Annotated in this window: 21 protein-coding genes; 15 read left to right on the forward strand and 6 right to left on the reverse strand. The window is 44.1% G+C overall.

Going from position 1 to position 21,666, the window contains the following annotated elements:
• Nucleotides 1-259, forward strand: a 259-nt coding sequence (locus NAF19_RS26030; RefSeq protein WP_252793298.1) for a hypothetical protein, incomplete at its 5' end; no start/stop codon positions are given.
• A complete protein-coding gene (locus tag NAF19_RS26035; protein ID WP_252793299.1) occupies nucleotides 253-471 on the forward strand; it encodes a hypothetical protein in 219 nt (72 codons plus the stop codon). The genes NAF19_RS26030 and NAF19_RS26035, both read left to right, overlap by 7 nt.
• 91 nt (nucleotides 472-562) lie before the next feature.
• Here the strand turns inward: NAF19_RS26035 and NAF19_RS26040 are convergent, their stop codons facing one another.
• The gene (locus tag NAF19_RS26040; RefSeq protein ID WP_252793300.1) at nucleotides 563-1,186 is read right to left on the reverse strand and encodes a NanQ anomerase/TabA/YiaL family protein; all 624 of its coding nucleotides are present in this window, start codon (nucleotides 1,184-1,186) and stop codon (nucleotides 563-565) included.
• Nucleotides 1,187-1,317: 131 nt separating this feature from the next.
• Between NAF19_RS26040 and kduI the strand changes: the two genes are divergently transcribed.
• The 5 genes from kduI to NAF19_RS26065 all read left to right on the forward strand — a co-directional run bounded on the left by kduI (nucleotide 1,318) and on the right by NAF19_RS26065 (nucleotide 7,513).
• Nucleotides 1,318-2,148 (forward strand): 5-dehydro-4-deoxy-D-glucuronate isomerase, encoded by an 831-nt coding sequence (gene kduI, locus NAF19_RS26045; protein ID WP_252793301.1) that lies wholly within the window; start codon nucleotides 1,318-1,320, stop codon nucleotides 2,146-2,148.
• Between the two features lie 91 nt (nucleotides 2,149-2,239).
• Nucleotides 2,240-3,055, forward strand: a complete 816-nt coding sequence (locus NAF19_RS26050) for an SDR family oxidoreductase (RefSeq protein ID WP_252793302.1) — start codon at nucleotides 2,240-2,242, stop codon at nucleotides 3,053-3,055.
• 356 nt (nucleotides 3,056-3,411) lie between these two features.
• On the forward strand, nucleotides 3,412-4,695 hold the full coding sequence (locus NAF19_RS26055; RefSeq protein WP_252793303.1) for a serine hydrolase domain-containing protein: 1,284 nt from the start codon (nucleotides 3,412-3,414) through the stop codon (nucleotides 4,693-4,695).
• An 82-nt stretch (nucleotides 4,696-4,777) separates the two neighbouring features.
• A complete protein-coding gene (locus NAF19_RS26060) occupies nucleotides 4,778-6,109 on the forward strand; it encodes a Gfo/Idh/MocA family protein (RefSeq protein ID WP_252793304.1) in 1,332 nt (443 codons plus the stop codon).
• Nucleotides 6,110-6,133: 24 nt separating this feature from the next.
• Nucleotides 6,134-7,513, forward strand: coding sequence for a 3-keto-disaccharide hydrolase (locus NAF19_RS26065; RefSeq protein WP_252793305.1), 1,380 nt, complete (start codon nucleotides 6,134-6,136; stop codon nucleotides 7,511-7,513).
• 53 nt (nucleotides 7,514-7,566) lie between these two features.
• Here NAF19_RS26065 and NAF19_RS26070 read toward each other — a convergent pair whose 3' ends face one another.
• The 5 genes from NAF19_RS26070 to NAF19_RS26090 are packed head-to-tail and all read right to left on the reverse strand — an operon-like array spanning nucleotide 7,567 to nucleotide 11,523.
• The gene (locus NAF19_RS26070; RefSeq protein ID WP_252793306.1) at nucleotides 7,567-8,586 is read right to left on the reverse strand and encodes a cytochrome d ubiquinol oxidase subunit II; all 1,020 of its coding nucleotides are present in this window, start codon (nucleotides 8,584-8,586) and stop codon (nucleotides 7,567-7,569) included.
• Between the two features lie 4 nt (nucleotides 8,587-8,590).
• Nucleotides 8,591-9,202 carry a hypothetical protein gene (locus NAF19_RS26075; protein ID WP_252793307.1) on the reverse strand — a complete coding sequence of 204 codons (612 nt, stop codon included), beginning with the start codon at nucleotides 9,200-9,202 and terminating at the stop codon, nucleotides 8,591-8,593.
• Nucleotides 9,203-9,208: 6 nt separating this feature from the next.
• Entirely contained in the window at nucleotides 9,209-10,537 is a 1,329-nt protein-coding gene (locus NAF19_RS26080) for a cytochrome ubiquinol oxidase subunit I (protein WP_252793308.1), read from the reverse strand.
• Nucleotides 10,538-10,552: 15 nt separating this feature from the next.
• Nucleotides 10,553-10,963 carry a DUF6691 family protein gene (locus tag NAF19_RS26085; RefSeq protein WP_252793309.1) on the reverse strand — a complete coding sequence of 137 codons (411 nt, stop codon included), beginning with the start codon at nucleotides 10,961-10,963 and terminating at the stop codon, nucleotides 10,553-10,555.
• Nucleotides 10,963-11,523 (reverse strand): YeeE/YedE family protein, encoded by a 561-nt coding sequence (locus NAF19_RS26090; protein ID WP_252793310.1) that lies wholly within the window; start codon nucleotides 11,521-11,523, stop codon nucleotides 10,963-10,965. The genes NAF19_RS26085 and NAF19_RS26090 overlap by 1 nt, the downstream gene beginning before the upstream one ends.
• A gap of 189 nt (nucleotides 11,524-11,712) precedes the next feature.
• Between NAF19_RS26090 and NAF19_RS26095 the strand changes: the two genes are divergently transcribed.
• The 8 genes from NAF19_RS26095 (at nucleotide 11,713) to NAF19_RS26130 (ending at nucleotide 21,600) form a co-directional block, all read left to right on the forward strand.
• Nucleotides 11,713-12,264 carry a hypothetical protein gene (locus NAF19_RS26095; protein ID WP_252793311.1) on the forward strand — a complete coding sequence of 184 codons (552 nt, stop codon included), beginning with the start codon at nucleotides 11,713-11,715 and terminating at the stop codon, nucleotides 12,262-12,264.
• A 228-nt stretch (nucleotides 12,265-12,492) separates the two neighbouring features.
• Complete coding sequence (locus NAF19_RS26100; RefSeq protein WP_252793312.1) at nucleotides 12,493-13,431, forward strand: transporter; 939 nt, start codon at nucleotides 12,493-12,495, stop codon at nucleotides 13,429-13,431.
• A gap of 7 nt (nucleotides 13,432-13,438) precedes the next feature.
• On the forward strand, nucleotides 13,439-14,995 hold the full coding sequence (locus NAF19_RS26105; protein WP_252793313.1) for a vanadium-dependent haloperoxidase: 1,557 nt from the start codon (nucleotides 13,439-13,441) through the stop codon (nucleotides 14,993-14,995).
• A gap of 52 nt (nucleotides 14,996-15,047) precedes the next feature.
• A complete protein-coding gene (locus NAF19_RS26110) occupies nucleotides 15,048-16,148 on the forward strand; it encodes a hypothetical protein (RefSeq protein ID WP_252793314.1) in 1,101 nt (366 codons plus the stop codon).
• A 91-nt stretch (nucleotides 16,149-16,239) separates the two neighbouring features.
• Nucleotides 16,240-16,704 carry a RidA family protein gene (locus NAF19_RS26115; RefSeq protein WP_252793315.1) on the forward strand — a complete coding sequence of 155 codons (465 nt, stop codon included), beginning with the start codon at nucleotides 16,240-16,242 and terminating at the stop codon, nucleotides 16,702-16,704.
• 68 nt (nucleotides 16,705-16,772) lie between these two features.
• Nucleotides 16,773-17,888, forward strand: coding sequence for a D-TA family PLP-dependent enzyme (locus NAF19_RS26120; protein WP_252793316.1), 1,116 nt, complete (start codon nucleotides 16,773-16,775; stop codon nucleotides 17,886-17,888).
• 46 nt (nucleotides 17,889-17,934) lie between these two features.
• A complete protein-coding gene (locus NAF19_RS26125; protein WP_252793317.1) occupies nucleotides 17,935-19,005 on the forward strand; it encodes a dipeptidase in 1,071 nt (356 codons plus the stop codon).
• A gap of 3 nt (nucleotides 19,006-19,008) precedes the next feature.
• Entirely contained in the window at nucleotides 19,009-21,600 is a 2,592-nt protein-coding gene (locus NAF19_RS26130; RefSeq protein ID WP_252793318.1) for an MGH1-like glycoside hydrolase domain-containing protein, read from the forward strand.
• Nucleotides 21,601-21,666: the final 66 nt, after the last annotated feature.

Raw genomic sequence — 21,666 nt, forward strand, 5'->3', positions numbered from 1 at the left:
AATGCGATATGCAGGTCTCCTGCTCGTGATACCTTGCAAGTACTTCTATTATGTTCATTATCATAAAGATACATATTTTAAATGTCTTTTCATAGGCTATTACTCTCCAAAGGAGAGTGGCTTAAAAAATGGTGACTTGAAGCGCGAAGCTGAAGTTCTCTCCTTTGGAGAGGATTTAGGTGAGGCGAAACTGAACGTTGTGGCTACCAATTTTTATATCGAAATCGCATTAACATTAAAATTCACATTATTATGGTAGAGATATTCAGAACTAACGTGAAAAATAAACGAACGGCCGGCAAGGTGCTAAAAGCATTGCAAGCGCACCTGCCGACCTTTCGTTTTAATTTCGACCTTGAGGATTGCGACCGCATATTGCGTGCGCAAAGCAACGGCTGCCCGGTTGAATGCACAAAAATTATACAAATAGTTAAAGGCCATTCAATTGAGATAAGCCTGTTCGAGGATTAGTTAACGTAGAGAGGTTTGTCAACTTTTAAAAGTTGACAAATCTTTTCTTTAAACATTCACTAATTCACCCAATCACTAATTCGCTAATTAGTTACTCCGCACCCAAATCAACCATCCTGATTTTAATCACAATTTTCTTTACCCCATCATACCCGGCTACTTTTATGTTGGGCCGATGGGCATCACTTGGGAAAAACAGGAAGAAGGTGCCGGGCATAGCAACGTAATATTGCCCCTGGACGTTGTAGTTGGCGCTGTCGCCGGCTTCATTATAAGGCTTGGTAACGGTGGCTTTGCTTACCGGGGCGACCCCGATTGTTTCCTGTCCTTTTATAACATATTGCAAATCAATGTATTTTCGGTGCGACTCCCATGCCGAGCCTTCAAACTCTTTCGATGGTGCTTCGGTAATAGTTGCATAAACGTTGGTGCCGTCAATCGTGTATTTTCCCGGCTTTAGTTTGGTAAGGTCGCTGTCGCGCAAAAATGAGAAGGCTTTGTCCCAGGCCGCCTGGTTTCGGTGGTATTGCTCTGCAAACACTTTTTTATTTGTTGATGTATCCAGGCTTAGCTTAAGCCCTTTTTTCCATTCACTTTTGTTAACCCAGTCGGCGGCGGTGGTTTTAGTCCAGGTATCTTGTGCTAATGATGAAATAGCCACTCCTGAAAATACAAAAAGTAGCAGGAATGTCTTATGAAATGGTAATGGTTTCATGGTACAATCAGTTTTTTATTTGTTAGGTTTTTATGGTGACGTAATTTAGCTTTATTTGTAAAAACTATTTCACCTTTTTTTTGAAAACGTAAATAGTAACTTTGGTTTCACTTACAATAGCTCCAAATACCTTGAAAGTTCTGCACAGCGTACACCCGGACGATTTTAGAAGTTACGACACATCCTTAATACGGGAACGGTTTTTAATCGATAATACCGTTCAAAAAGATGAGATCAACTGCGTTTACACGCATTATGACCGGATGATTGTCGGTACAGCGCACCCGGTGACTCAAACGCTGGCTTTAGAGAACTACCCCAACCTTCGTGCTGATTATTTCCTTGAGCGCCGCGAAATAGGAATAATAAATGTTGCGGGTGACGGCGTGGTTACTGCCGACAGCCAAACCTATGAATTGAAAAAATTTGATTGCCTGTACATAGGCAAGGGCGTAAAGCAGGTGACTTTTGCCAGTAAAAATAGTGCTGATGCAGCAGTTTTTTACATACTGTCGGCTCCTGCGCATATGGCGTATCCGACAACTTTTATGGGGATAAACGAGGCTTCAAAAGTTGAAGCCGGGAGTGTGGCAACTGCAAACCTGCGCACTATTAACAAATACATTCATACCGAAGGTATTAAAAGCTGCCAGCTGGTAATGGGCCTAACCATATTAAAGCCAGGCAGCATTTGGAATACTATGCCTGCCCATACACATGACAGGCGGATGGAAGCTTATTTTTATTTCGACTTGCCGGAAGGTCAAAAAATTGTGCATTATATGGGCAAGGGTGATGAATCCCGACATATTATGATGAACAACTACGATGCCGTGGTATCGCCGCCCTGGAGCATCCATTCAGGCAGTGGCACCTGCAATTATAACTTTATATGGGGTATGGCAGGCGAGAACTTGGATTATACAGATATGGATGCGATTTCGATTGGCGACTTACGTTAGTGATTGGTTAATTGGAGGTTAGAGATTAGAAAAAAACTAAATTAATATTGAAGTCTTGAATCCTGGTTCCTGGCTTCCTGATTCTAAAATTATGTCAGATAAATTTTCATTAAGCGGAAAAGTAATAGTAGTAACCGGTGGCACCGGTATTTTGGGTAATGCCTTTGTTAACGGCATTGTTGAAGCCGGCGGCACAGTTGGTATATTAGGTCGCAAAAAAGAGGTTGCCGAAGAGCGGGCAGCCCATATTAATGCAAACGGCGGCAAGGCTATTGCTTTAGTAGCCGATGTAATGAAAATTGACGAGTTAATCGTCGCCAAAGATAAAATCCTGGAAGCCTTCGGCCGGATTGACGGCCTGGTAAATGGCGCGGGTGGCAACATGCCGCAAGGTGTTTTACAACCCGAGGAAGACATTTTTAGCATGAATTTGCAGGGGATGAAAGAAGTGCTGGATCTAAACCTTTGGGGAACCCTAAACCCAACCCAGGTCTTTGGTGAAGCAATCGCCAAAACAGGCAAGGGAAGCATTGTAAACATATCATCAATGAATTCAAAAAGGGCAATAACCAAAGTGCTTGGTTACAATATGGGTAAGGCAGCTGTAGATTGCTATAACCAATGGTTTGCTGTTGAGCTGGCTAACCGCTACGGCGACGCCATCCGCATGAATGCGCTGGCCCCCGGCTTTTTTCTTACCGAACAAAACCGCAACCTGCTTACCACCCCCGATGGTGGCTATACCGACCGTGGCGGCAAGGTTATCCGCAATACACCTTTTAAAAGGTTTGGTCATCCCGATGAACTGATAGGCGCAATCGTGTGGCTGTTGAGCGATGCATCCGCATTTGTTACCGGTTCAATGATTTGCGTTGATGGTGGATTTTCGGCATTCGCGGGGGTGTAAGTAATTAGTGAATTGCCGATTTAGTGAATTAGTGATTGGCGCTTGCAAGACTTGTTGAATATAGTAAATTGACCTGAAAAAATGGTTTGCAAAATTGGGCATATTTGTCTGGATTTATTATATAATTATCTCATTAATAATTATTTATAATAGTGTAAACCATGTGAGCCCATTTTCTAAAGGGAAGTGACTGTTTGCCCCGTCGATTTCAATCAACATAATCAACCCTGAATGTAACAAACCTGTTAACAATTAACGGGCTTTTACCCAATAGTTCATACATTAGTTGTATAACCGACATGTTTTTTCGAAGCCGGTCGGCCTTGAAGAATTATAACCCTGCTAACCAAACCATTATGATAAAAAAGCCAATTGCGCTGGTGTTTGCCATGTTTATTTCGTTCGGTGTTTCTTCTCAGGGTGTTACTTTACAGCCGGGCAACCCGTTGACTGAACATTTTTCTCCGGAGCGGTTACAGCGTATTGATAAGCTGATAAAACAATACGTTGACTCTGGCTGGGTAGCGGGTGCCGATGCTTTTATAGCCCGTAACGGCAAAATTGTATATAAAAAAGCATTTGGACTTGCCGATATCGATAAAAAAGTACCGATGCGTACTGATGAGATTTTTCGCATCGCTTCGCAAACCAAGGCCATTACCAGTGTTGCCGTGATGATGCTTTTCGAAGAAGGCAAATTTCTTTTGGACGATCCTATTTCAAAATATATTCCATCATTTGCACATCCTAAAGTATTGGCGGAGTTTAACCCTAAAGATTCCACTTATACCACCATTGCAGCACGGCGTGAAGTAACGATACGTGATCTACTGACCCATACGTCAGGAGTGGATTATGCGCAAATCGGCTCAAACAGCATGAAGGCCATCTACGCAAAAAATGGTATTTACGCTGGGTTTTTAAGCGAGAAGCTTTCGCTTGGTGATGCCATCAACAAATTGGGTGCACTGCCGTTGGTGCATCAGCCCGGAGAGAAATTCACCTACGGTTTAAGCATCGACGTGCTGGGTTACCTTGTTGAGAAAGTATCAGGCAAGTCCCTCGACCAGTTTTTTAAAGAACGAATATTTACCCCGCTGGGGATGAATGATACCTATTTCTACCTGCCGCAGGCTAAATTCGCCCGACTGGCTACTGTTTATACACCCGATAAACAGTATAAGCACCTGGTTAAATGGGATAAAACAACCTTTCCGGGAGTGGATTTTGATTATCCATTATCAAACGGCACTTATTATGCCGGTGGAGCCGGATTGAGTTCAACTGTACAGGATTACGCTATTTTTTTACAGATGATGCTTAACGGCGGTATTTACAACGGGCATCGTTTATTGTCAAGGCATACTGTTGAGATGATGACTATGAACCAGATAGGAAACTTGAATTTGAACGCGGAGGGTAACAAGTTTGGTTTAGGGTTTGAGGTTTTCACCAAAAGCGGACAGGCAAAGCTTGGCGAAACTGAGGGTTCGTTTAGCTGGGGCGGTTTTTACGGCACCATCTACTGGGCCGATCCCAAAGAACATATGGTTTGCCTGTTGTTTGTACAGGAATGGCCCTACCCGCACGGCGAATTGTCTGACAAATTTAAAGTGCTTGTATATTCGGCATTGGAGTGACGTAGAAACGCGATGCTTCGCGTCTCTGCCGCCTGTCAATTGGTGCAATCATTCTATATCAATAAAATCTAACTAACCAAACATGATAAACAGGAGAAAATTCATTAAAACCACCTGGGTAGCGGGTACAGGTTTTTTACTTGCGCCACAATTGGGCAAAGCTGCCGGGTTCTTCAAAGGCTCGCCAAATGACAAAGTTGTAGTAGGCATGATGGGTACGCATAGCCGTGGCCTTTACCTGGCTCAAAACTTTGCTAAAATACCCAATACCGAAGTTGGTTTTGTATGCGATGTCGACTCGAAAGTAGTTGAAAATACCATCGCTGATATCTATAAACGTACCGGCAAAAAGCCCGAAGGCTATACCGACATCAGGAAATTACTGGAGCGCAAAGACGTTGATGCCATCGTTATTGCTGCCCCCGACCATTGGCACGCGCCCGGCGCTATTATGGCTTGCCAGGCCGGCAAACATGTTTATGTTGAAAAACCCTGCAGCCACAACCCGCATGAAGGTGAAATGCTGGTAGCAGCATCAAAAAAATATAACCGGCTGGTACAAATGGGCAGTCAGCGACGCTCGTTTAATAATGTGCAGCAAATGGTGAAGGAATTGCATGATGGAGTTATCGGTCGCACTTATTATGCAAAGGGCTGGTACACCAATCACCGGGATACTATTGGTATTGGTAAGCAGGTTGCGGTACCGGCAAACCTTAACTACGAGCTGTGGCAGGGCCCGGCGCCACGCAGGCCATACCAGGACAACCTGATACATTACAACTGGCACTGGTTTTGGAACTGGGGCACAGGCGAGGCATTAAACAACGGCACACACGAGCTCGACGTAATCCGCTGGGGTTTAGGTGCCGATTTTCCGACTAAAGTTGTTTCGACCGGTGGCCGCTTTCATTTTAAAGACGACTGGCAGACACCGGATACTCAAAATATCCTTTACAACTTCCCCAATAATACCGCGGCCGAATGGGAGGGAAGGAGCTGCAACGGTTATAATATTGAGGGCCTTGGCCGTGGTGTTATATTTTATGGCGACAAAGGCACCCTGTTTTACACTGGCGGCAACGGGTATAAAATTTACGATGGTGAAAACAAACTAGTGCGCGAGGTGAAAGACGAAGCGCCGGTAGATGCCACCAACAAAGTGAGCCCAACCGAAGCACTGGATGGCTTGCACATGGCAAATTTTATCCAAACCATACAAGGCACAGCCAAGCTGAACTGCCCTATTGAAACCGGGTTTAAATCGACCCTGTTACCGCAATTGGGAAATATTTCGTATCGGGTTGACCGTGTTCTGCATATTGACCCATCAAACGGGCATATTTTACACGACCCTGAAGCGCAGAAACTTTGGAGCAGGGAATATGAAAAAGGGTGGGAGCCGAAAGTTTAATTTTTAATCAATATTATATCTAACATGAAAAAACAGTTCATAAATAGCGCCCTGGCGCTGGTATTTGTAACCTTAGCAGCACCCGTTGCTGTTAATGCCCAAAGCACCCCTAGCCTCTTCGACGGCAAAACCCTTAAAGGTTGGCACCGCGTTGCAGGTACCGCCGATTATAAAGTTGAAAATGGCGCCATTGTTGGCACCACTGTACTCAACTCCGGTAATACTTTTTTAGTGACGGACAAAGAATATGGCGACTTTATTTTGGACTTGGATACCAAAATAGAGAGCAAGCTTAGTAATTCGGGTGTGCAAACCCGCAGCCACTTTGACCCGGCCGGGCATGACGGCAAAGGGCTGGTTTATGGCCGCCAGTTTGAAATTGACCCGTCGGACAGGAAATGGTCTGGTGGAATTTATGATGAGGGCCGGAGAGACTGGCTGTACCCGCTTGATTTACACGAAAAAGCAAAGGATGTTTTTAAGGTTGGTGAGTATAACCACGTTCGCATAGAATGCATCGGCAACGAAATGCGCACCTGGATAAATGGCGTTGCAATAGCTGATGTGGTGGATACCGTAGATAGCAAAGGCTTCATCGGGTTGCAGGTTCATGCAGTTACCAAAGAGGAGCAGGCCGGAAAAAAGGTGTATTTTAAAAACCTGCGTATTCAAACTACAAACTTAAAGCGACTGCCTTTCCCTAAAGATATCTATACAGTAAACCTGGAACCCAATTCATTATCAGCAAGCGAAAAAGCCGCAGGCTGGAAATTGCTCTATGACGGACATACCAACAAAGGCTGGCACGGCGCTACGCTTGCAACATTCCCGGGAAAAGGCTGGGAGTGTACAAACGGACTTATGCACGTTTTACCGTCTGAAGGAAAAGAAGAATCGGGTGGTGGTGACATTGTCACCGATGATTTGTACAGCGCGTTCGATCTTTCTTTTGAATTTAAGCTCACACCCGGCGCAAACAGCGGTGTAAAATATTTCGTAACCCTAAGCGAGCAAACCAAAGGTTCGGCGATAGGACTGGAGTACCAGGTTCTGGATGATAAACTGCATCCTGATGCCAAACTTGGACGTGATGGAGATCGCACGCTGGCATCGCTATACGACCTTATCCCCGCCAAAAAACAGGAGCGTTTTGTTCATCCTATAGGCGCATGGAATATAGGCAGGGTGGTTGTTTACCCCAATAATCATGTGGAGCATTACTTAAATGGCGTTAAAGTATTGGAATACGAACGCGGCTCAAAAGCTTACAAAGATTTGGTAGCTATCAGTAAATACGTCATCTGGAAAAACTTCGGTGAGGCAAAGGAAGGGCATTTGCTGTTGCAGGATCATGGTAACGAAGTGTTTTTCAGAAGTATAAAAGTTAAACGGCTGATTAAATGATTTCGCTGATTACGTTGATTTCGCCTGAAAAATCATTACCGAAATCAACGTAATTATTCATGTTCTGCGGCTCCGCGTTTTTGAAAACTATAGTACAAATAAAACAGCGATGGCAATATCAACACACTGCCAATCAGTAATCCCAGCCCTAAATCGCGAATTGTATTCTCCGGTGCCTGGTAGGCAAAAAGCGATAGGTTCTGCCCGTCCTTTACCATTAAAAGGTAGGGCCAGTGCATATAGCCAACTGCCAGCAAGATCATAGTTACCTGGAAACCCGCTCCAATCCGGATTATTTTTCGCTTGCCTTTATTAATTAATATCCACGATGCCGCTAATGAAACAGAAGCCGCAATTACCGCAGTTAAGCTAACCGGGTTGCCGAATATCCAACGCGCAAGGTGGATGTTTTCTACTTCGGAGGCCAGGAATACCAAACCGCCAAACACAACAGCCAAAATGTTCATTATCCTGGCCTTTAGGATAAAACGGTGGACATCGTGTTCATTATCAGCCTCGCCGATTAAGTAAATTGCTGCAAGGTAGCCGCTCAAGGCTACGGTAAATAAGCCGACAGCTACCGAGAAGTAGTTTAACCAGCTAAAAATATAAGCATCTAAAAATGATGTCGCGTGCAAATCTATCTGCCTTGATACTGCACTGCCGGCGATAATCCCTAAAAATAAAGGCGTAACAAAGCTTGAGTAAACAAATACCCGGTTGTATATCTTCTGCGTATGTGCGCCCTTAATGGCATCGTAATTTCTGAAGGCAAAAGCGGTGCCACGGGCTGTAATGCCTAATAACATTATCAGCATGGGTATGTGCAGGTAAGTGCACATGGTGCTGTAAACAACCGGGAAGCCTACGAACATAATTACCACGGCGATAATGAGCCACATGTGGTTGGCTTCCCAAATGGGGCCTATGGCGTGGTAGCTGGTCTGCCGTGTGTTGTGTTTGTTTTTTTGCGAGGTAAACAATTCGATAATACCCGCGCCAAAGTCGGCGCCGCCGAGCAGGAAGTACAATACGATGGCTGAAAATAAAAAGGCAGTTACTACAAATATCATAAGCTTATTTTAATGGAGGCAGCAGGTCCGCAGTTAAATAATAATTGTACTGTTCATCGGTCAGGTTAAACTTTTCCCTTATCATCAGCAGGCGGTCTAACTCAAATAGCTCGCTCTCGTAATCGCGCACGTAATTGTAGGCGCAATATGTAACTTGTCCGTCACTGTCGAAATTAAATCTACAGTAGTTAGGTTCCAGGTCGTTACTATACTCGCCAAGGTACTTTGTTGTTTGCTCGTAAACAGGTTCGCCTGAAATCAGATTTATTGGTTGCGTACACAATATAAAATCGTTCGCATCAGCCAAAAACTTCCATTTTTCGGTCAACTGATTTGCGGTATATGAATTTACCCGGATGATGGTAAAATCACCGTACTTTTCCCTTTCCCGTATGCTGAATGGAACGTTGTACTGATTCAATTTTTCCCTTGCTTCCTCCTCTGTTTCGTCAATGTCTTTATAGTAGTGAATATTTTGAAGCTTATTATTATCAAAAAAATCCTCCTTTTTAATCACATCGCCAGGCATAACAAATACTTTCGAATACTCGCCCAACAATGCGGTTTGTTGCTCGGTAATTTGGTTATCCATGTAATCTTTGAAAATAACTTTCATCCTGTTTTAAATTAATTCCAGTTCAGTTTTTCGGTCGTACAGTTCGGGTACCATCTTTATCTGCCTGCTTAATAAAAACACTACTGCTACGCTTAAAATAAGGTAAACTGCGGTGAACAGGTAAAACGAATAATGTATGCCCGGCATTGGTGTAACGGCTTCGCTTGTACGCATCACTCCCTGTATAATCCAGGGCTGGCGGCCCACTTCGGTAACCGTCCAGCCGGCCTCAACAGCTATAAAACCAAACGGGGTAGAAAGGATAAATAAATTAAGAAACCATTTTTTAGATAGCCAGCTACGCTTTTTCCAAATCGCTACAAAATACAATATTCCAACAAGCATCATTGTCGAACCGATGGCTATCATAATTTCAAATGCGATATGTGTTACTGTGATAGGGGGCTGATTTTTAATAGGGATGGTGTCCAAACCTTTAACAGGCTGCTTAAAGTTGTCATATACTAAAAAGCTTAATAACCCCGGTATCTCAATGCCATAGTTTACTTTTTTATTAGCAGTATCTGGCAAACCACCAATGGTTAAAGGCGAGTAGGGTTGGGTATGGAAATAAGCTCCCATGGCTGCCAGTTTAGCGGGCTGCTTTTCGGCTGCATTTTTTGCGGATATATCGCCGTTGAATGGTTGTAATATCGCCGCAATGGCCCCGAAAACTATTGCTATTCGAAACGCTTTGGTATGAAACGGCACGTTCTGTTTTCGCGCTATCATTAAAGCATGAATACCGGCTACAGCAAAGCCCGTTGCTGAAAAGGCCGCAATAGTCATATGCAAAGCTTCTGAAAACCAGGAGCCATTGAACATGGCTTTTATCGGGTCGATATTCAGGTATTGGCCGTTGACATAGTCAAATCCGGAAGGACTGTTCATCCATGAATTTGCCGATACCACCAAAATGCCCGAAGCTATCCCGCTAACGCCTACCATTATCCCGGTTATCCAATGGAACCATTTGTTAAACCTGTTCCACCCATACAGGAAAAAGCCCAACGCAATCGCTTCAATAAAAAATGCAACACCTTCCAGCGAAAATGGCATCCCGAATATAGGCCCGGCATGCTCCATGAATTTTGGCCAAAGCAAGCCAAGCTCGAACGACAAAATAGTGCCTGATACTGCACCTGTAGCGAAGAATATAGCCACGCCTTTGCTCCAGGCCTGTGTGATGTTCTTGTAAACAGGTTCGCCGGTTTTTATCCATTTATAATGTGATATGGCCATGAATACCGGCATAACCATACCAATGCAGGAATATATGATGTGAAAGCCAAGTGAAATGGCCATTTGCGACCGCGCTGCTAAAAAATCATTCATTGTAATTATATTTTATTATTCGGGCAGCCGCTCGCGCAGCAATCCATAAACCCATGTTCCGGCTATGGCACTTAGCAATGTTACGAAAGTCACTAAGAAGCCGCTTCCAATTTGTGCGAATAACGGGCCCGGGCAAGCGCCGGTAATTGCCCAGCCTACGCCAAATATCAGCCCTCCAAATATATTGCCTTTGCTGAATTCCTTTTTCGGTATAACAACTTCTTCACCTGCGGTGGTTTTGATGTTGAATTTTTTGATGATGAACACCGAAATCATCCCCACCACAATGGCGCTGCCAATTATCCCATACATGTGAAAAGCCTGCAGCCTGAACATTTCCTGGATCCTGAACCATGATATTACTTCCGACTTTACCAGCACAATACCAAAAAATGCACCGGCAATTAAATATTTAATGTTCCGCATTATAATTTAATAAGGTAAGGTAAAATAAACCAGGTGCTCACCAAACCACCTATCATAAAGCAGCAGGTAGCAACTAAGGATGGCCACTGCAGGGTTGCAATACCCATTATGGAGTGACCTGATGTACAGCCGTTAGCCCACCGGGTTCCAAAACCAACCAAAAAACCGCCTACAACCATGAACACAAAGCCCCGCAACGTTAGCAATTGCCGAAAGCTGAAAATATCATTTGGTAAAAGTCCGCTGAAATCTTTAATGCCCTGGTGTTTAAGGACTGCTGTTGTGTCGGCAGATAGTTTAACGGCGTGCTGCCCGTTTAAAAAATGTGCGGCTATAAATCCGCCCGCCACTACGCCTGCAACAAAAAACAAGTTCCATGCCTCTCTTTTCCAGTCGTACTTAAAAAAGGAAATATTTGCCGGGATGCATGCAGCGCAAATGTGTTTTAAAGACGAGGAGATGCCGAAAGGTTTATTGCCCGCAAGTAATAATATTGGCACAATAAGGCCGATAAGCGGGCCGGCAATATACCAGGGCCAGGGTTGTTTTAAAAATTCCATTTGATGCGATGATGTACAAATATATCCATAACTGAAAGGAAGTAAGGGGCCTTAAATATATGATTGCTAAATAGAATATTTCTAAATATTAGCCTGCATGATGATTTTTGAAAAAAAAGTTTGCATTGCTAATCAAAAAAATATATACATTTACTACCGAATAATAGACCAAAATTTAAACCCAATTAATTGAAACGGCTTATAGCTATAGCTTTATTGAGCATTCACCTGTTTAGCATGGGTGGATATTCGCTGCTGTTTCAATATTACATCCACCAGTCGGATGTTAAAATGGTAAAAGAAATCTTCGATAACAAGGTGGATAACTCCAAACTAATCGAGATAAAAATACCGGTTAACATGCCTACCATACAGGACTGGGACGAATATGAAGTTATCACCGGGCAGATCCAGTTAAAAGATGCTTATTACAATTATGTAAGGTTAAGGATGACCCGCGATACCATGTATTTTGTTTGCGTGCCCAACACCAACAAAACACGGCTGGTTAATGCTAACATCATAACCGCAAAAGAAATTAACGATGTGCCAATCAGCAAAAAAGGGCACGATGCGCCAGTAAAAAAAGTAAACACTTTAAGTGAGTATAATATCCAGACGTTTCAGTACAACTATGTTGCTCCTGAAATGCAGCTTAAACCTAATGACAAATCTATATTTGTTAAAGTAACCAATCCGTTCATTGCCTCACCCGGCAAACCCCCTAATTTCGGCTGCTAAAGCTGCTTTATAACATTCTTTGTCGAGCCTTGTTGAGTTAAGGCATGTAATTTAATTTGTTTATAGCTTAAAATGGTGCATTGTGCTTTCGCATGCGGCGTTTTTTCTATAGTATTTTATCAAAGTCTTCCGCGCAGCTTTTCTATTTTACCGATGCCGCTTACTTAGCGGCGCCAAATTAACCGTGTAACTTTTTATTTTTCATTCTTACATTTTTTAATTAAACCCATGATTAAATCTTTACAACTGTACCTATGCCGGTATTGTTTAGTTGTGTGCTGCTGCTTTGTGTTTTGCAAAACGGCGAGTGCGCAAACGGATGCCGATGCATTAATGATCCCGAAAAATTACTTCTGTACAGGTGTCGTTTATACCCACAGCAGCTGGACTAACTATTGGGAGGGAACTTTTAAACGCGATAATGCCAACATCGGCAAGCTATCATCAAACACCTACACTGTTGTTGGCAATTACGGGCTAACCAACAAACTCGACTTTATTTTTATGGCCCCGTACGTTAAAACTAATGCTTCGCAAGGCACGCTTAAGGGCCAAAGCGGGGTACAGGACTTGACCCTGGCTTTAAAATATCTTGCCTACAACACAGAAATTGGCAAAGGCATTTTTAGCGTACATGCTATTGCCGAAGGCTCGATCCCTTTGACCAATTACGAACCAGATTTTCTCCCGGTATCTATCGGCTTACACAGTAAAAGTATTTCGCTTCGCGGATTACTAAACTACCAGGTAAAACAATTTTTTATTGCCGGCGCAGGCCAATATGTTTTACGCAGTAATATAACCATCGACAGGAACGCCTACTACACCGACCACTTGATTTATAGTAACCAGGTTGATATGCCCAATGTAACCAACTTTTTAGTAAGCGCTGGTTACCGAAGCCTGAAATTAAATATTGAAGGTATTGTTTCAAAAACTACTTCGATAGGCGGTTTTGATATCCGTAAAAACGACATGCCTTTCCCAAGTAACCGCATGAATATGACAACTGTGGGTGGTCTTGCAAAATACAGCTTCGAAAACCTTACAGGTCTTGAACTTGTCGCAGGAGGCAATTACGTTGTAAGTGGGCGTAATGTTGGCCAAAGTACCAACCTTTTCGCCGCTGTGTACTATATTTTAGACTTTAACAAAAAAACTAAATAGATAAACCATGAAAAAACAAATACTATATGTAACGACGCTGGTAACCTTAACAGCATCAGTTTTTTTAGGGTCGTGTAATAAAGCGGTAACCGATCGTACAACGGCTTACCCGGCCCTCGCACCGGCAAACATTGATTTGAACGCAGACACCTGGAAACCTGTATTGATAAAAGACCCCACAGTTTTTAACGTTCCGGCTCCGGATGCAACCAATACCCCTGCATACGTTGCAGATTTGAATGAAATTAAATCGTACCAGGGTAAACTGACTGACGACCAGGCAGCTATTGTAAAATATTGGAGTGCAGGCGCTGTTTTAAGGTGGAACGAAATTTTGCGCGATTTGGTAGCAAAGCACAATGTGCCTCCTTATCAAAACGCCGATGGTACTTATCCGGCGCCAAGCTCAACCAACCCGTTTGCGTATCCAATTTTCCCGTTTGCAAATCCGCCTTATGCTGCACGCGCATATGCGTATGTAAGCGCCGCACAATATGATGCGTTGGTTACTGCCTATCACTTTAAAAACATGTACAACCGCGCTGCACCTTATACTTTTGATGCGACTATAAAGCCGCTTATTCCCAAATCGGCGTTGCCATCGTATCCAAGCGAAGATGCAGTGGTTTCGGGCGCTACGGTTGAAATAATGAAACTGTTGTTCCCGGCGGATATCGGGTATATAGAACAAAAAGCAGCCGATGAAAAGTTATACCGCATTATGGCAGGAGCCAATGTTAGAGGGGAACTAAACGCTGGTGAAGCGTTAGGCACCCAGGTAGCCGATGTTTTTGCAGCCCGCGCCCGTACCGACCGTGCCGGCAAAGCAATTGGGACCCCGGCCCTATGGACACAATTGCAAACACAAACAGCGGCGAAAGGCGAAACCTTTTGGATAAGCCAGGACGCACCTAAACGCCCGCCGATGTTGCCATTGTTTGGCAAAGTACTGCCGTTTTTGTTCGACACACTTACGGTTGTAGCCTTAAGGCCACCACCGCCGCCGCTTACGAATTCAGACGCATTTAAAAAAGAAGTTGCTGAGGTGCTTACTTATAGCGAAAACCCAACACGCGAGCACCAGGCGACTGTGGAGTTTTGGGCCGATGGTGTTGGTACGTACACTCCGCCAGGGCATTGGAATGCGATTGCAGCTGACGAATTTGTAAAACAAAACTACAGCGAAGTTCGCTGGGCCCGCAACTTTGCTTTGCTAAACATGGCTGAAATGGATGCCGCTATTGTGTGCTGGGATACCAAATATTTTTATTTTAACCAGCGCCCTACACAGGCAAACCCCAAAATTAAAACGCTAACCGGCCTGCCAAATTTCCCGGCATATACATCCGGTCACTCAAACTTTAGTGGTGCGGCCGCAGCAGTGCTAAACTATTTATTACCCGACCGGGGGACCAAATTTACCGATTTAGCTAACCAGGCATCATTGTCACGGCTTTACGGAGCAATCCACTACCGGTCGGATATAGATGCAGGTATGCAAACCGGTACAAAAGTAGGCCAATATGCCGTACAGCGCGGCAAAACAGACGGCTCAGGAAATTAACTAAATCCACAACAAACAAATACTCAATTACACACAAACCCTACATTAAATTATGAAACATACTTTTAGAATTGTCTTAACACTTGCATTATTCGTTCTCTTTACCAAATCAAATACTTTCGCACAAGGTTGTGTAGCCATACGCAGCACTGGTGGCCTTTGCACAATGAGCGAACATCCAGATAGCCTGGCACCCCAGGGCAGCTGGCTTTTTAATGCCAACAGCCGCTACTTTCGTTCATTTAGACATTTTGTTGGTAAAGACGAACAAAAACAACGTATCCAACAGGGTACAAACGTTATTAATCACGCTTTTACCCAGGATTTTAGTTTAACCCGCAATTTTAATAACCGTTGGTCATTTGCCTTAGATTTACCACTTGTACTTAACAACAGGTCATCTTTATATGAACATGGTGGTGCAAACCGCAGGTCGACTCAATCAGCCGGGATAGGTGACATTCGTTTAACAGGATACCGCTGGCTGTTGAATCCTGCAACCGCACATAATGGTAATATCCAGCTTGGGTTAGGTGTTAAACTGCCGACAGGAAAGTACGGCGCTACCGACGACTTTTACAATGTTGGGCCTAACGGCGGGTCGCGCGTTGGCCCGGTTGACCAATCGATACAACCAGGTGATGGCGGTTGGGGTATCACTACAGAAATAAACGCTTACTATAACTTTACCCATAATTTTGGTATGTATGGTACATTCTTTTATTTGTTTAATCCGCGCGATGAAAATGGTGTATCAACCGCAAGAGGCGGTACACCAAGTGCAACAGCGATAGCCAATACAAGCGCAGTTATGAGCGTGCCAGATCAGGAACTGGTTAGGATTGGATTTAGTTTAGGAACAAAAAGCCTGGATTTTTCGGCGGGGGTACGATACGAGTGCTTACCTGTTAAAGATATAATTGGTAAAAGTGATGGATTCCGGAGACCAGGTTACATACTGTCAGCTGAGCCAGGTGTTACCTACAGACTTAAGAAATTCTCGGTATATGCGTTTGTTCCAGTTGCTGTAATGCGCGATCGTACGCAAAGCGTAGCCGATATGCGAACTACAGCGCTGACAGGAAAATACGCACATGGCGATGCAGCATTTGCCGACTACGTTGTAAACGTAGGCGCAAGCTTCAGATTTTAAGATAGAGTTGATTGTTTGATTTATTAAAGCCGGGCGTGAGATACCCGGCTTTTTATTTTTATGTTTGTTTTCAAATACTACCTTTTTAATAATGAATACTGCAGATCAGAATTTTGCCGCGCTGGGTCTTAACCTGCCGCCGGCACCAAAACCACTTGGCGTTTACAAGCCATGCTTAATTGATGGAAAATATTTATATGTATCAGGTCATGGAACTGTACAGGACGATGGTAGTCTTATCATCGGTAGAATTGGCGATACCATTACAATGGAAGAAGGAAAGCTGGCAGCACGCCAGGTCGGTCTCGCAATACTGGCTACCATAACCGCTAACCTCGGAACTTTAAATAAAGTGAAAAGGGTAATAAAGGTATTGGGAATGGTTAACTGCACGCTCGATTTTGAAAAACACCCTTTCATTATCAACGGTTGCAGCGAATTGTTTGCAAAAGTTTGGGGTGAAGATAATGGCATAGGCGTACGGAGCGCGGTAGGAATGGGCTCGTTGCCGGATAATATCCCGGTGGAAATTGAAGCTTTGTTTGAACTTTTTTGAGTAAGTCAGTAAAGTCAGTGAAGACCGAAAGATGTTTTAGGATTAACTAAATAAGACCGTTTTCAATAATGGTATCCGAAGATTGGTACACAATAAACGATATTGAAAAACTAGATACGCCGGTATTGGTAGTTTACCCTGCCAGGGTAAAGAAGAATATTGACACAGCAATTGGTATGATTGATAATGTGGCCCGGTTAAGGCCGCATGTTAAAACGCATAAGTGTGCCGAGGTTACCCGGTTAATGCTGCAAGCCGGTATCACCAAGTTTAAATGTGCCACTATTGCCGAAGCAGAAATGCTTGGTATGTGTAAGGCGCCGGATGTGCTACTAGCGTATCAGCCAATAGGGCCAAAATTGGATAGATTTATTCGGTTGATTTCATTATATCCCAATACGAAATTTTCCTGCTTGGTTGATAATTTGCCAGCTTCGGTTGGAATATCTGAAGCGGCAATCAAAAAGGAAATAAAAGTTCCGGTTTATATTGATTTAAATGTTGGTCAAAACCGCACCGGGATTAAACTGGGAGACGTGGCTTTAGCGCTTTATGTTAATTGCCAGGCACTATCGGGAATCGAAATAGTTGGACTGCATGCTTACGATGGTCATATTCACCAACCCGATTTGGCCGAGCGGACTGAAGAGTGCGATAAGTGTTTTGAAAAAGTTGTTAAACTGCAATCGGAAATTGTGGCTATGGGCTATCCAAAACCGGTGATTGTGGCCGGCGGGTTGCCGACATTTCCTATTCACGCTAAAAGAAAAGAGATTGAATGCAGCCCCGGTACTTTTGTTTATTGGGATAAGGGCTATCAAACCAGCTTCGCAGAACAGAACTTTTTGCCAGCAGCGTTGGTAGTAACCAGGGTGATATCGTTACCGAATGAGACTACGTTATGCCTGGATTTGGGTCATAAGTCAATTGCCGCCGAACGTGAGCTAAAAACGCGCGTATATTTCATAAATGCTACTAAACTGGAAGCTGTCGGCCAAAGCGAAGAACATTTGGTTGTCGAAGCCGGCAAAGATCACAAATACAAAACCGGCGATGTTATTTACGGAATGCCCTACCATGTTTGTCCGACAGTGGCGTTATATGAAAGGGCGATAACTATAGAAGACAACAAAATGAGCGGGGAGTGGAAGAATATTGCACGCGACAGGAAGATAACTATCTGATTTTTTAGCCCAATCAACTTAGTCTAACTCAATCAACTCAAAAGAAATGTTCACCATCGACGCCCATTTAGATCTTAGCATGAATGCCCTTGAATGGAACCGCGATTTGCGGAAACCTATTGCCGAAATTAACGCGCGCGAAGCAGGCCTTACGGATAAGCCCGACCGTGCGAAAGGTGTAGTTTCGCTACCTGAGTTGCGTAAGGGTAATATTGGGCTGGTTGTGGCCACTCAAATAGCACGTTATGTTGCGTTGGGAAATCCACTGCCCGGCTGGCATTCGCCCGAACAGGCCTGGGCGCAAACGCAGGGCCAGGTTGCCTGGTATAAAGCGATGGAAGATGCCGGCGAAATGGTGCAGGTGAATGATTTAACCAGTTTGGAAAAGCACCTTGCCCTTTGGAACAATGGACAACCCAATGACTCCAAGTTAGTTGGCTATATTTTGAGTTTGGAAGGGGCCGATTCGATTGTCACCATTAAACATTTGGAAAGAGCTTATAATTATGGGTTGCGTGCTGTGGGGCCGGCACATTACGGCCCGGGCCGCTATGCGCAGGGAACCGACGCCACAGGTTTTATGGGTAGCGCCGGACACGAGTTGTTAAGAGAAATGGAACGGCTCAATATTATTTTAGATGCAACCCATTTGTGCGACGACAGCTTTTGGGAGGCGTTGGACCACTTTAATGGCCACGTTTGGGCCAGCCACAACAATTGCCGCGCATTGGTGAACCATAACCGCCAGTTTAGCGACGAGCAGATAAAGGAACTGGTAAACCGTGGCGCCGTAATTGGCGGCGCGCTGGACGCCTGGATGATGGTGCCGGGGTGGGTAAGAGGCCAATCGGATCCTAAAGCGATGAACTGTAGCCTGGAAGTGATGATAGACCACATCGACCATATTTGCCAGATTGCAGGCAATGCCATGCATGTAGGCATAGGTTCTGACCTTGACGGCGCGTTCGGCCGGGAGCAGTGCCCTTACGATTTGGAAACCATAGCGGACCTGCAGAAAATACCAGCTATATTAAAAACCAGGGGTTATACCGAAACTGATATCGAAAATATGATGCACGGTAACTGGCTAAGATTTTTGCGAAATGCGTGGAAATAAATCATGAATAAAGAGCAAGAAAGACTAAAGGATTCGTCCTGGAAAAAGTGGGGGCCGTATGTGAGCGACCGCCAGTGGGGAACCGTGCGTGAAGATTATAGCGAAAACGGCGATGCATGGAACTACATAACGCATGATATGGCGCGAAGTAAAGCCTATCGCTGGGGCGAGGAAGGTATTGGCGGCATCTGCGACAATGAACAGCTTTTGTGTTTTTCCGTTGCTTTGTGGAACAAGAAAGACCCGATTATAAAAGAGCGGTATTTTGGACTTAGTAATCCAGAAGGTAACCATGGTGAAGACGTTAAGGAATTGTATTACTACCTCGACAATACACCTACGCACTCGTATCAAAAAATGCTTTATAAATACCCGCAGCAGGAATTTCCTTATGCCTGGCTGGTAGATGAAAATAAGCGCCGGACGCGGAACGATCCTGAATTTGAACTGATTGATACCGGAATATTCAATAACGACGATTACTTTGATGTATTTATTGAATATGTTAAAAACACCCAGCACGATACATTAATTAAAATAACTGTTAACAATAGGGGAAGCGCAGATGCTGCTTTAAACGTGCTGCCAACTGTATGGTTTCGCAACACCTGGGCCTGGGGATATGATAATTACGTTCCGGAACTAACTGCCGACTCGCATGGGGTAATAGAGATATATCACCAGCACTTCGGGCAGATGTGGTTGAATGCTGAAGGCTCGCCTGAACTGATGTTTTGCGACAACGAAACCAATACGCGACGCCTGTACAATATTAACGACGGCAAGCAGTTTTATAAAGACGGTATAAACAATTATATTGTTCATGGCGCTGATACCATAAACCCGAAAAAAACAGGGACTAAAGCTGCTGTGAATTTTGAAGTAAATGTCCCTGCAAGACAAAGCGTTACGCTCAGGTTGCGTTTATCAACGGATGCGAGCAACGGGTTCGACGATTTTGATAACTTGTTTGACGCCAGGAAATCAGAAGCCGATGAATTCTATTCGGATTTAGAGAAAGGTGTCGAAAATGCCGATAGAATTATGATTCAACGGCAGGCGTTGGCCGGAATGCTCTGGAACAAACAATTTTACTATTTCGACATTAACCACTGGCTGCACGGCGACCCGGCGCAGCCTGCACCACCGCAACAGCGCAAAAACGCCCGCAACAGCAAATGGACACATTTTAATACCAGGGATATTATATCTATGCCAGATAAATGGGAGTATCCCTGGTTTGCTGCCTGGGATCTGGCTTTCCATTGTATTCCCCTTGCAAAGGTTGATATGGCTTTTGCCAAAAATCAGCTTAGCCTGCTTATAAAGGACTGGTATATGCACCCGAACGGGCAGTTACCGGCTTATGAGTGGGACTTCAACGACGCTAACCCCCCGGTGCACGCTATGGTTACGTGGAAAATTTATCAGCAGGATAAAGCGGCAAACAATAACCAGGGCGATACTTATTTTTTGGAGCGCATATTTCACAAACTGATGTTAAACTTCACCTGGTGGGTAAACCGCAAGGACGCACAAGGCAATAATATTTTTGAGGGTGGCTTTTTAGGGTTGGACAATATCGGTGTATTCGACAGAAATGCACATTTGCCCATGGGGGAGACCCTTGAACAGGCCGATGGTACCAGTTGGATGGCTATTTATTCCTTAAACTTATTGCGTATTGCGGCTGAGCTAGCTGAAACAAATAAGGCTTATAACGATATTGCGAGCAAGTTTTTTGAACATTTTATATACATCGCTGGCGCCATATCAAACATTGGGCAGGATAACGAGGGTTTATGGGATGATACAGACGGTTTTTTTTACGATCAGTTGCGCCTTCCCGATAACAGCACTCAGAAAATGCGCGTGCGCAGTATTGTCGGTTTAATCCCCTTGATTGCTGCTGAGGTTTTGGACGAAAATGATATTACCAATAACCCGATATTCAGCAACCGAATGAAATGGTTTGCCGAAAACCGACCTGACCTTGCCGGCCTGGTGTCGCGTTGGGGGGAAACAAAAACACCCGGCAAGCATTTGGTTAGCCTTTTGCGGGGTTACCGCATGAAATCGTTATTGAAATACCTGCTTGATGAAAATGAGTTTCTGAGTAAATATGGCATCCGTTCGGTTTCGCGATATCATTTGGATAATCCTTACAATGTTGCTATTGACGGTGCGCAATTCAGCATAAAATATACGCCAGCCGAAAGTGACAGCGGCCTGTTTGGTGGCAATAGTAATTGGCGCGGCCCTATCTGGATGCCAATAAATTACCTGTTGATTGAAAGCCTTCACAAATTTTACCAGTATTATGGCGATGATTTTAAAATAGAGTGCCCCACAGGCTCTGGGAATTTTATGAACCTGCAACAGGTGGCTGAAGATCTATACGGTCGCTTGTCAAATCTGTTTTTACGCGATGCCGAGGGGAGACGGGCAGTATACGGCGACTATCAAAAAATGCAAACCGATCCTAATTTTAAAGATTTTATCTTATTTCATGAGTATTTTGACGGCGACACAGGGCGTGGAATGGGTGCATCTCATCAAACCGGTTGGACCGGCCTGATTGCAACTTGTTTATAGCATAAAAAAAATGAAAAACGGCTCCTCGATCTTAAAAATAACATCGAAATGGAGCCTTCATAGTAT

The sequence above is a fragment of the Mucilaginibacter flavidus genome (assembly GCF_024055575.1).
In the GTDB taxonomy this organism is placed as follows: domain Bacteria; phylum Bacteroidota; class Bacteroidia; order Sphingobacteriales; family Sphingobacteriaceae; genus Mucilaginibacter; species Mucilaginibacter flavidus.

What these genes read in the sequence shown, in the direction of transcription:
- NAF19_RS26035 (WP_252793299.1), top strand. Translation starts at nt 253, where the DNA reads ATGGTAGAGATATTCAGAACTAACGTGAAAAATAAACGAACGGCCGGC.
- NAF19_RS26040 (WP_252793300.1), bottom strand. Translation starts at nt 1,186, where the DNA reads ATGAAACCATTACCATTTCATAAGACATTCCTGCTACTTTTTGTATTT.
- NAF19_RS26050 (WP_252793302.1), top strand. Translation starts at nt 2,240, where the DNA reads ATGTCAGATAAATTTTCATTAAGCGGAAAAGTAATAGTAGTAACCGGT.
- NAF19_RS26055 (WP_252793303.1), top strand. Translation starts at nt 3,412, where the DNA reads ATGATAAAAAAGCCAATTGCGCTGGTGTTTGCCATGTTTATTTCGTTC.
- NAF19_RS26060 (WP_252793304.1), top strand. Translation starts at nt 4,778, where the DNA reads ATGATAAACAGGAGAAAATTCATTAAAACCACCTGGGTAGCGGGTACA.
- NAF19_RS26065 (WP_252793305.1), top strand. Translation starts at nt 6,134, where the DNA reads ATGAAAAAACAGTTCATAAATAGCGCCCTGGCGCTGGTATTTGTAACC.
- NAF19_RS26070 (WP_252793306.1), bottom strand. Translation starts at nt 8,586, where the DNA reads ATGATATTTGTAGTAACTGCCTTTTTATTTTCAGCCATCGTATTGTAC.
- NAF19_RS26075 (WP_252793307.1), bottom strand. Translation starts at nt 9,202, where the DNA reads ATGAAAGTTATTTTCAAAGATTACATGGATAACCAAATTACCGAGCAA.
- NAF19_RS26080 (WP_252793308.1), bottom strand. Translation starts at nt 10,537, where the DNA reads ATGAATGATTTTTTAGCAGCGCGGTCGCAAATGGCCATTTCACTTGGC.
- NAF19_RS26085 (WP_252793309.1), bottom strand. Translation starts at nt 10,963, where the DNA reads ATGCGGAACATTAAATATTTAATTGCCGGTGCATTTTTTGGTATTGTG.
- NAF19_RS26090 (WP_252793310.1), bottom strand. Translation starts at nt 11,523, where the DNA reads ATGGAATTTTTAAAACAACCCTGGCCCTGGTATATTGCCGGCCCGCTT.
- NAF19_RS26100 (WP_252793312.1), top strand. Translation starts at nt 12,493, where the DNA reads ATGATTAAATCTTTACAACTGTACCTATGCCGGTATTGTTTAGTTGTG.
- NAF19_RS26105 (WP_252793313.1), top strand. Translation starts at nt 13,439, where the DNA reads ATGAAAAAACAAATACTATATGTAACGACGCTGGTAACCTTAACAGCA.
- NAF19_RS26110 (WP_252793314.1), top strand. Translation starts at nt 15,048, where the DNA reads ATGAAACATACTTTTAGAATTGTCTTAACACTTGCATTATTCGTTCTC.
- NAF19_RS26115 (WP_252793315.1), top strand. Translation starts at nt 16,240, where the DNA reads ATGAATACTGCAGATCAGAATTTTGCCGCGCTGGGTCTTAACCTGCCG.
- NAF19_RS26120 (WP_252793316.1), top strand. Translation starts at nt 16,773, where the DNA reads ATGGTATCCGAAGATTGGTACACAATAAACGATATTGAAAAACTAGAT.
- NAF19_RS26125 (WP_252793317.1), top strand. Translation starts at nt 17,935, where the DNA reads ATGTTCACCATCGACGCCCATTTAGATCTTAGCATGAATGCCCTTGAA.
- NAF19_RS26130 (WP_252793318.1), top strand. Translation starts at nt 19,009, where the DNA reads ATGAATAAAGAGCAAGAAAGACTAAAGGATTCGTCCTGGAAAAAGTGG.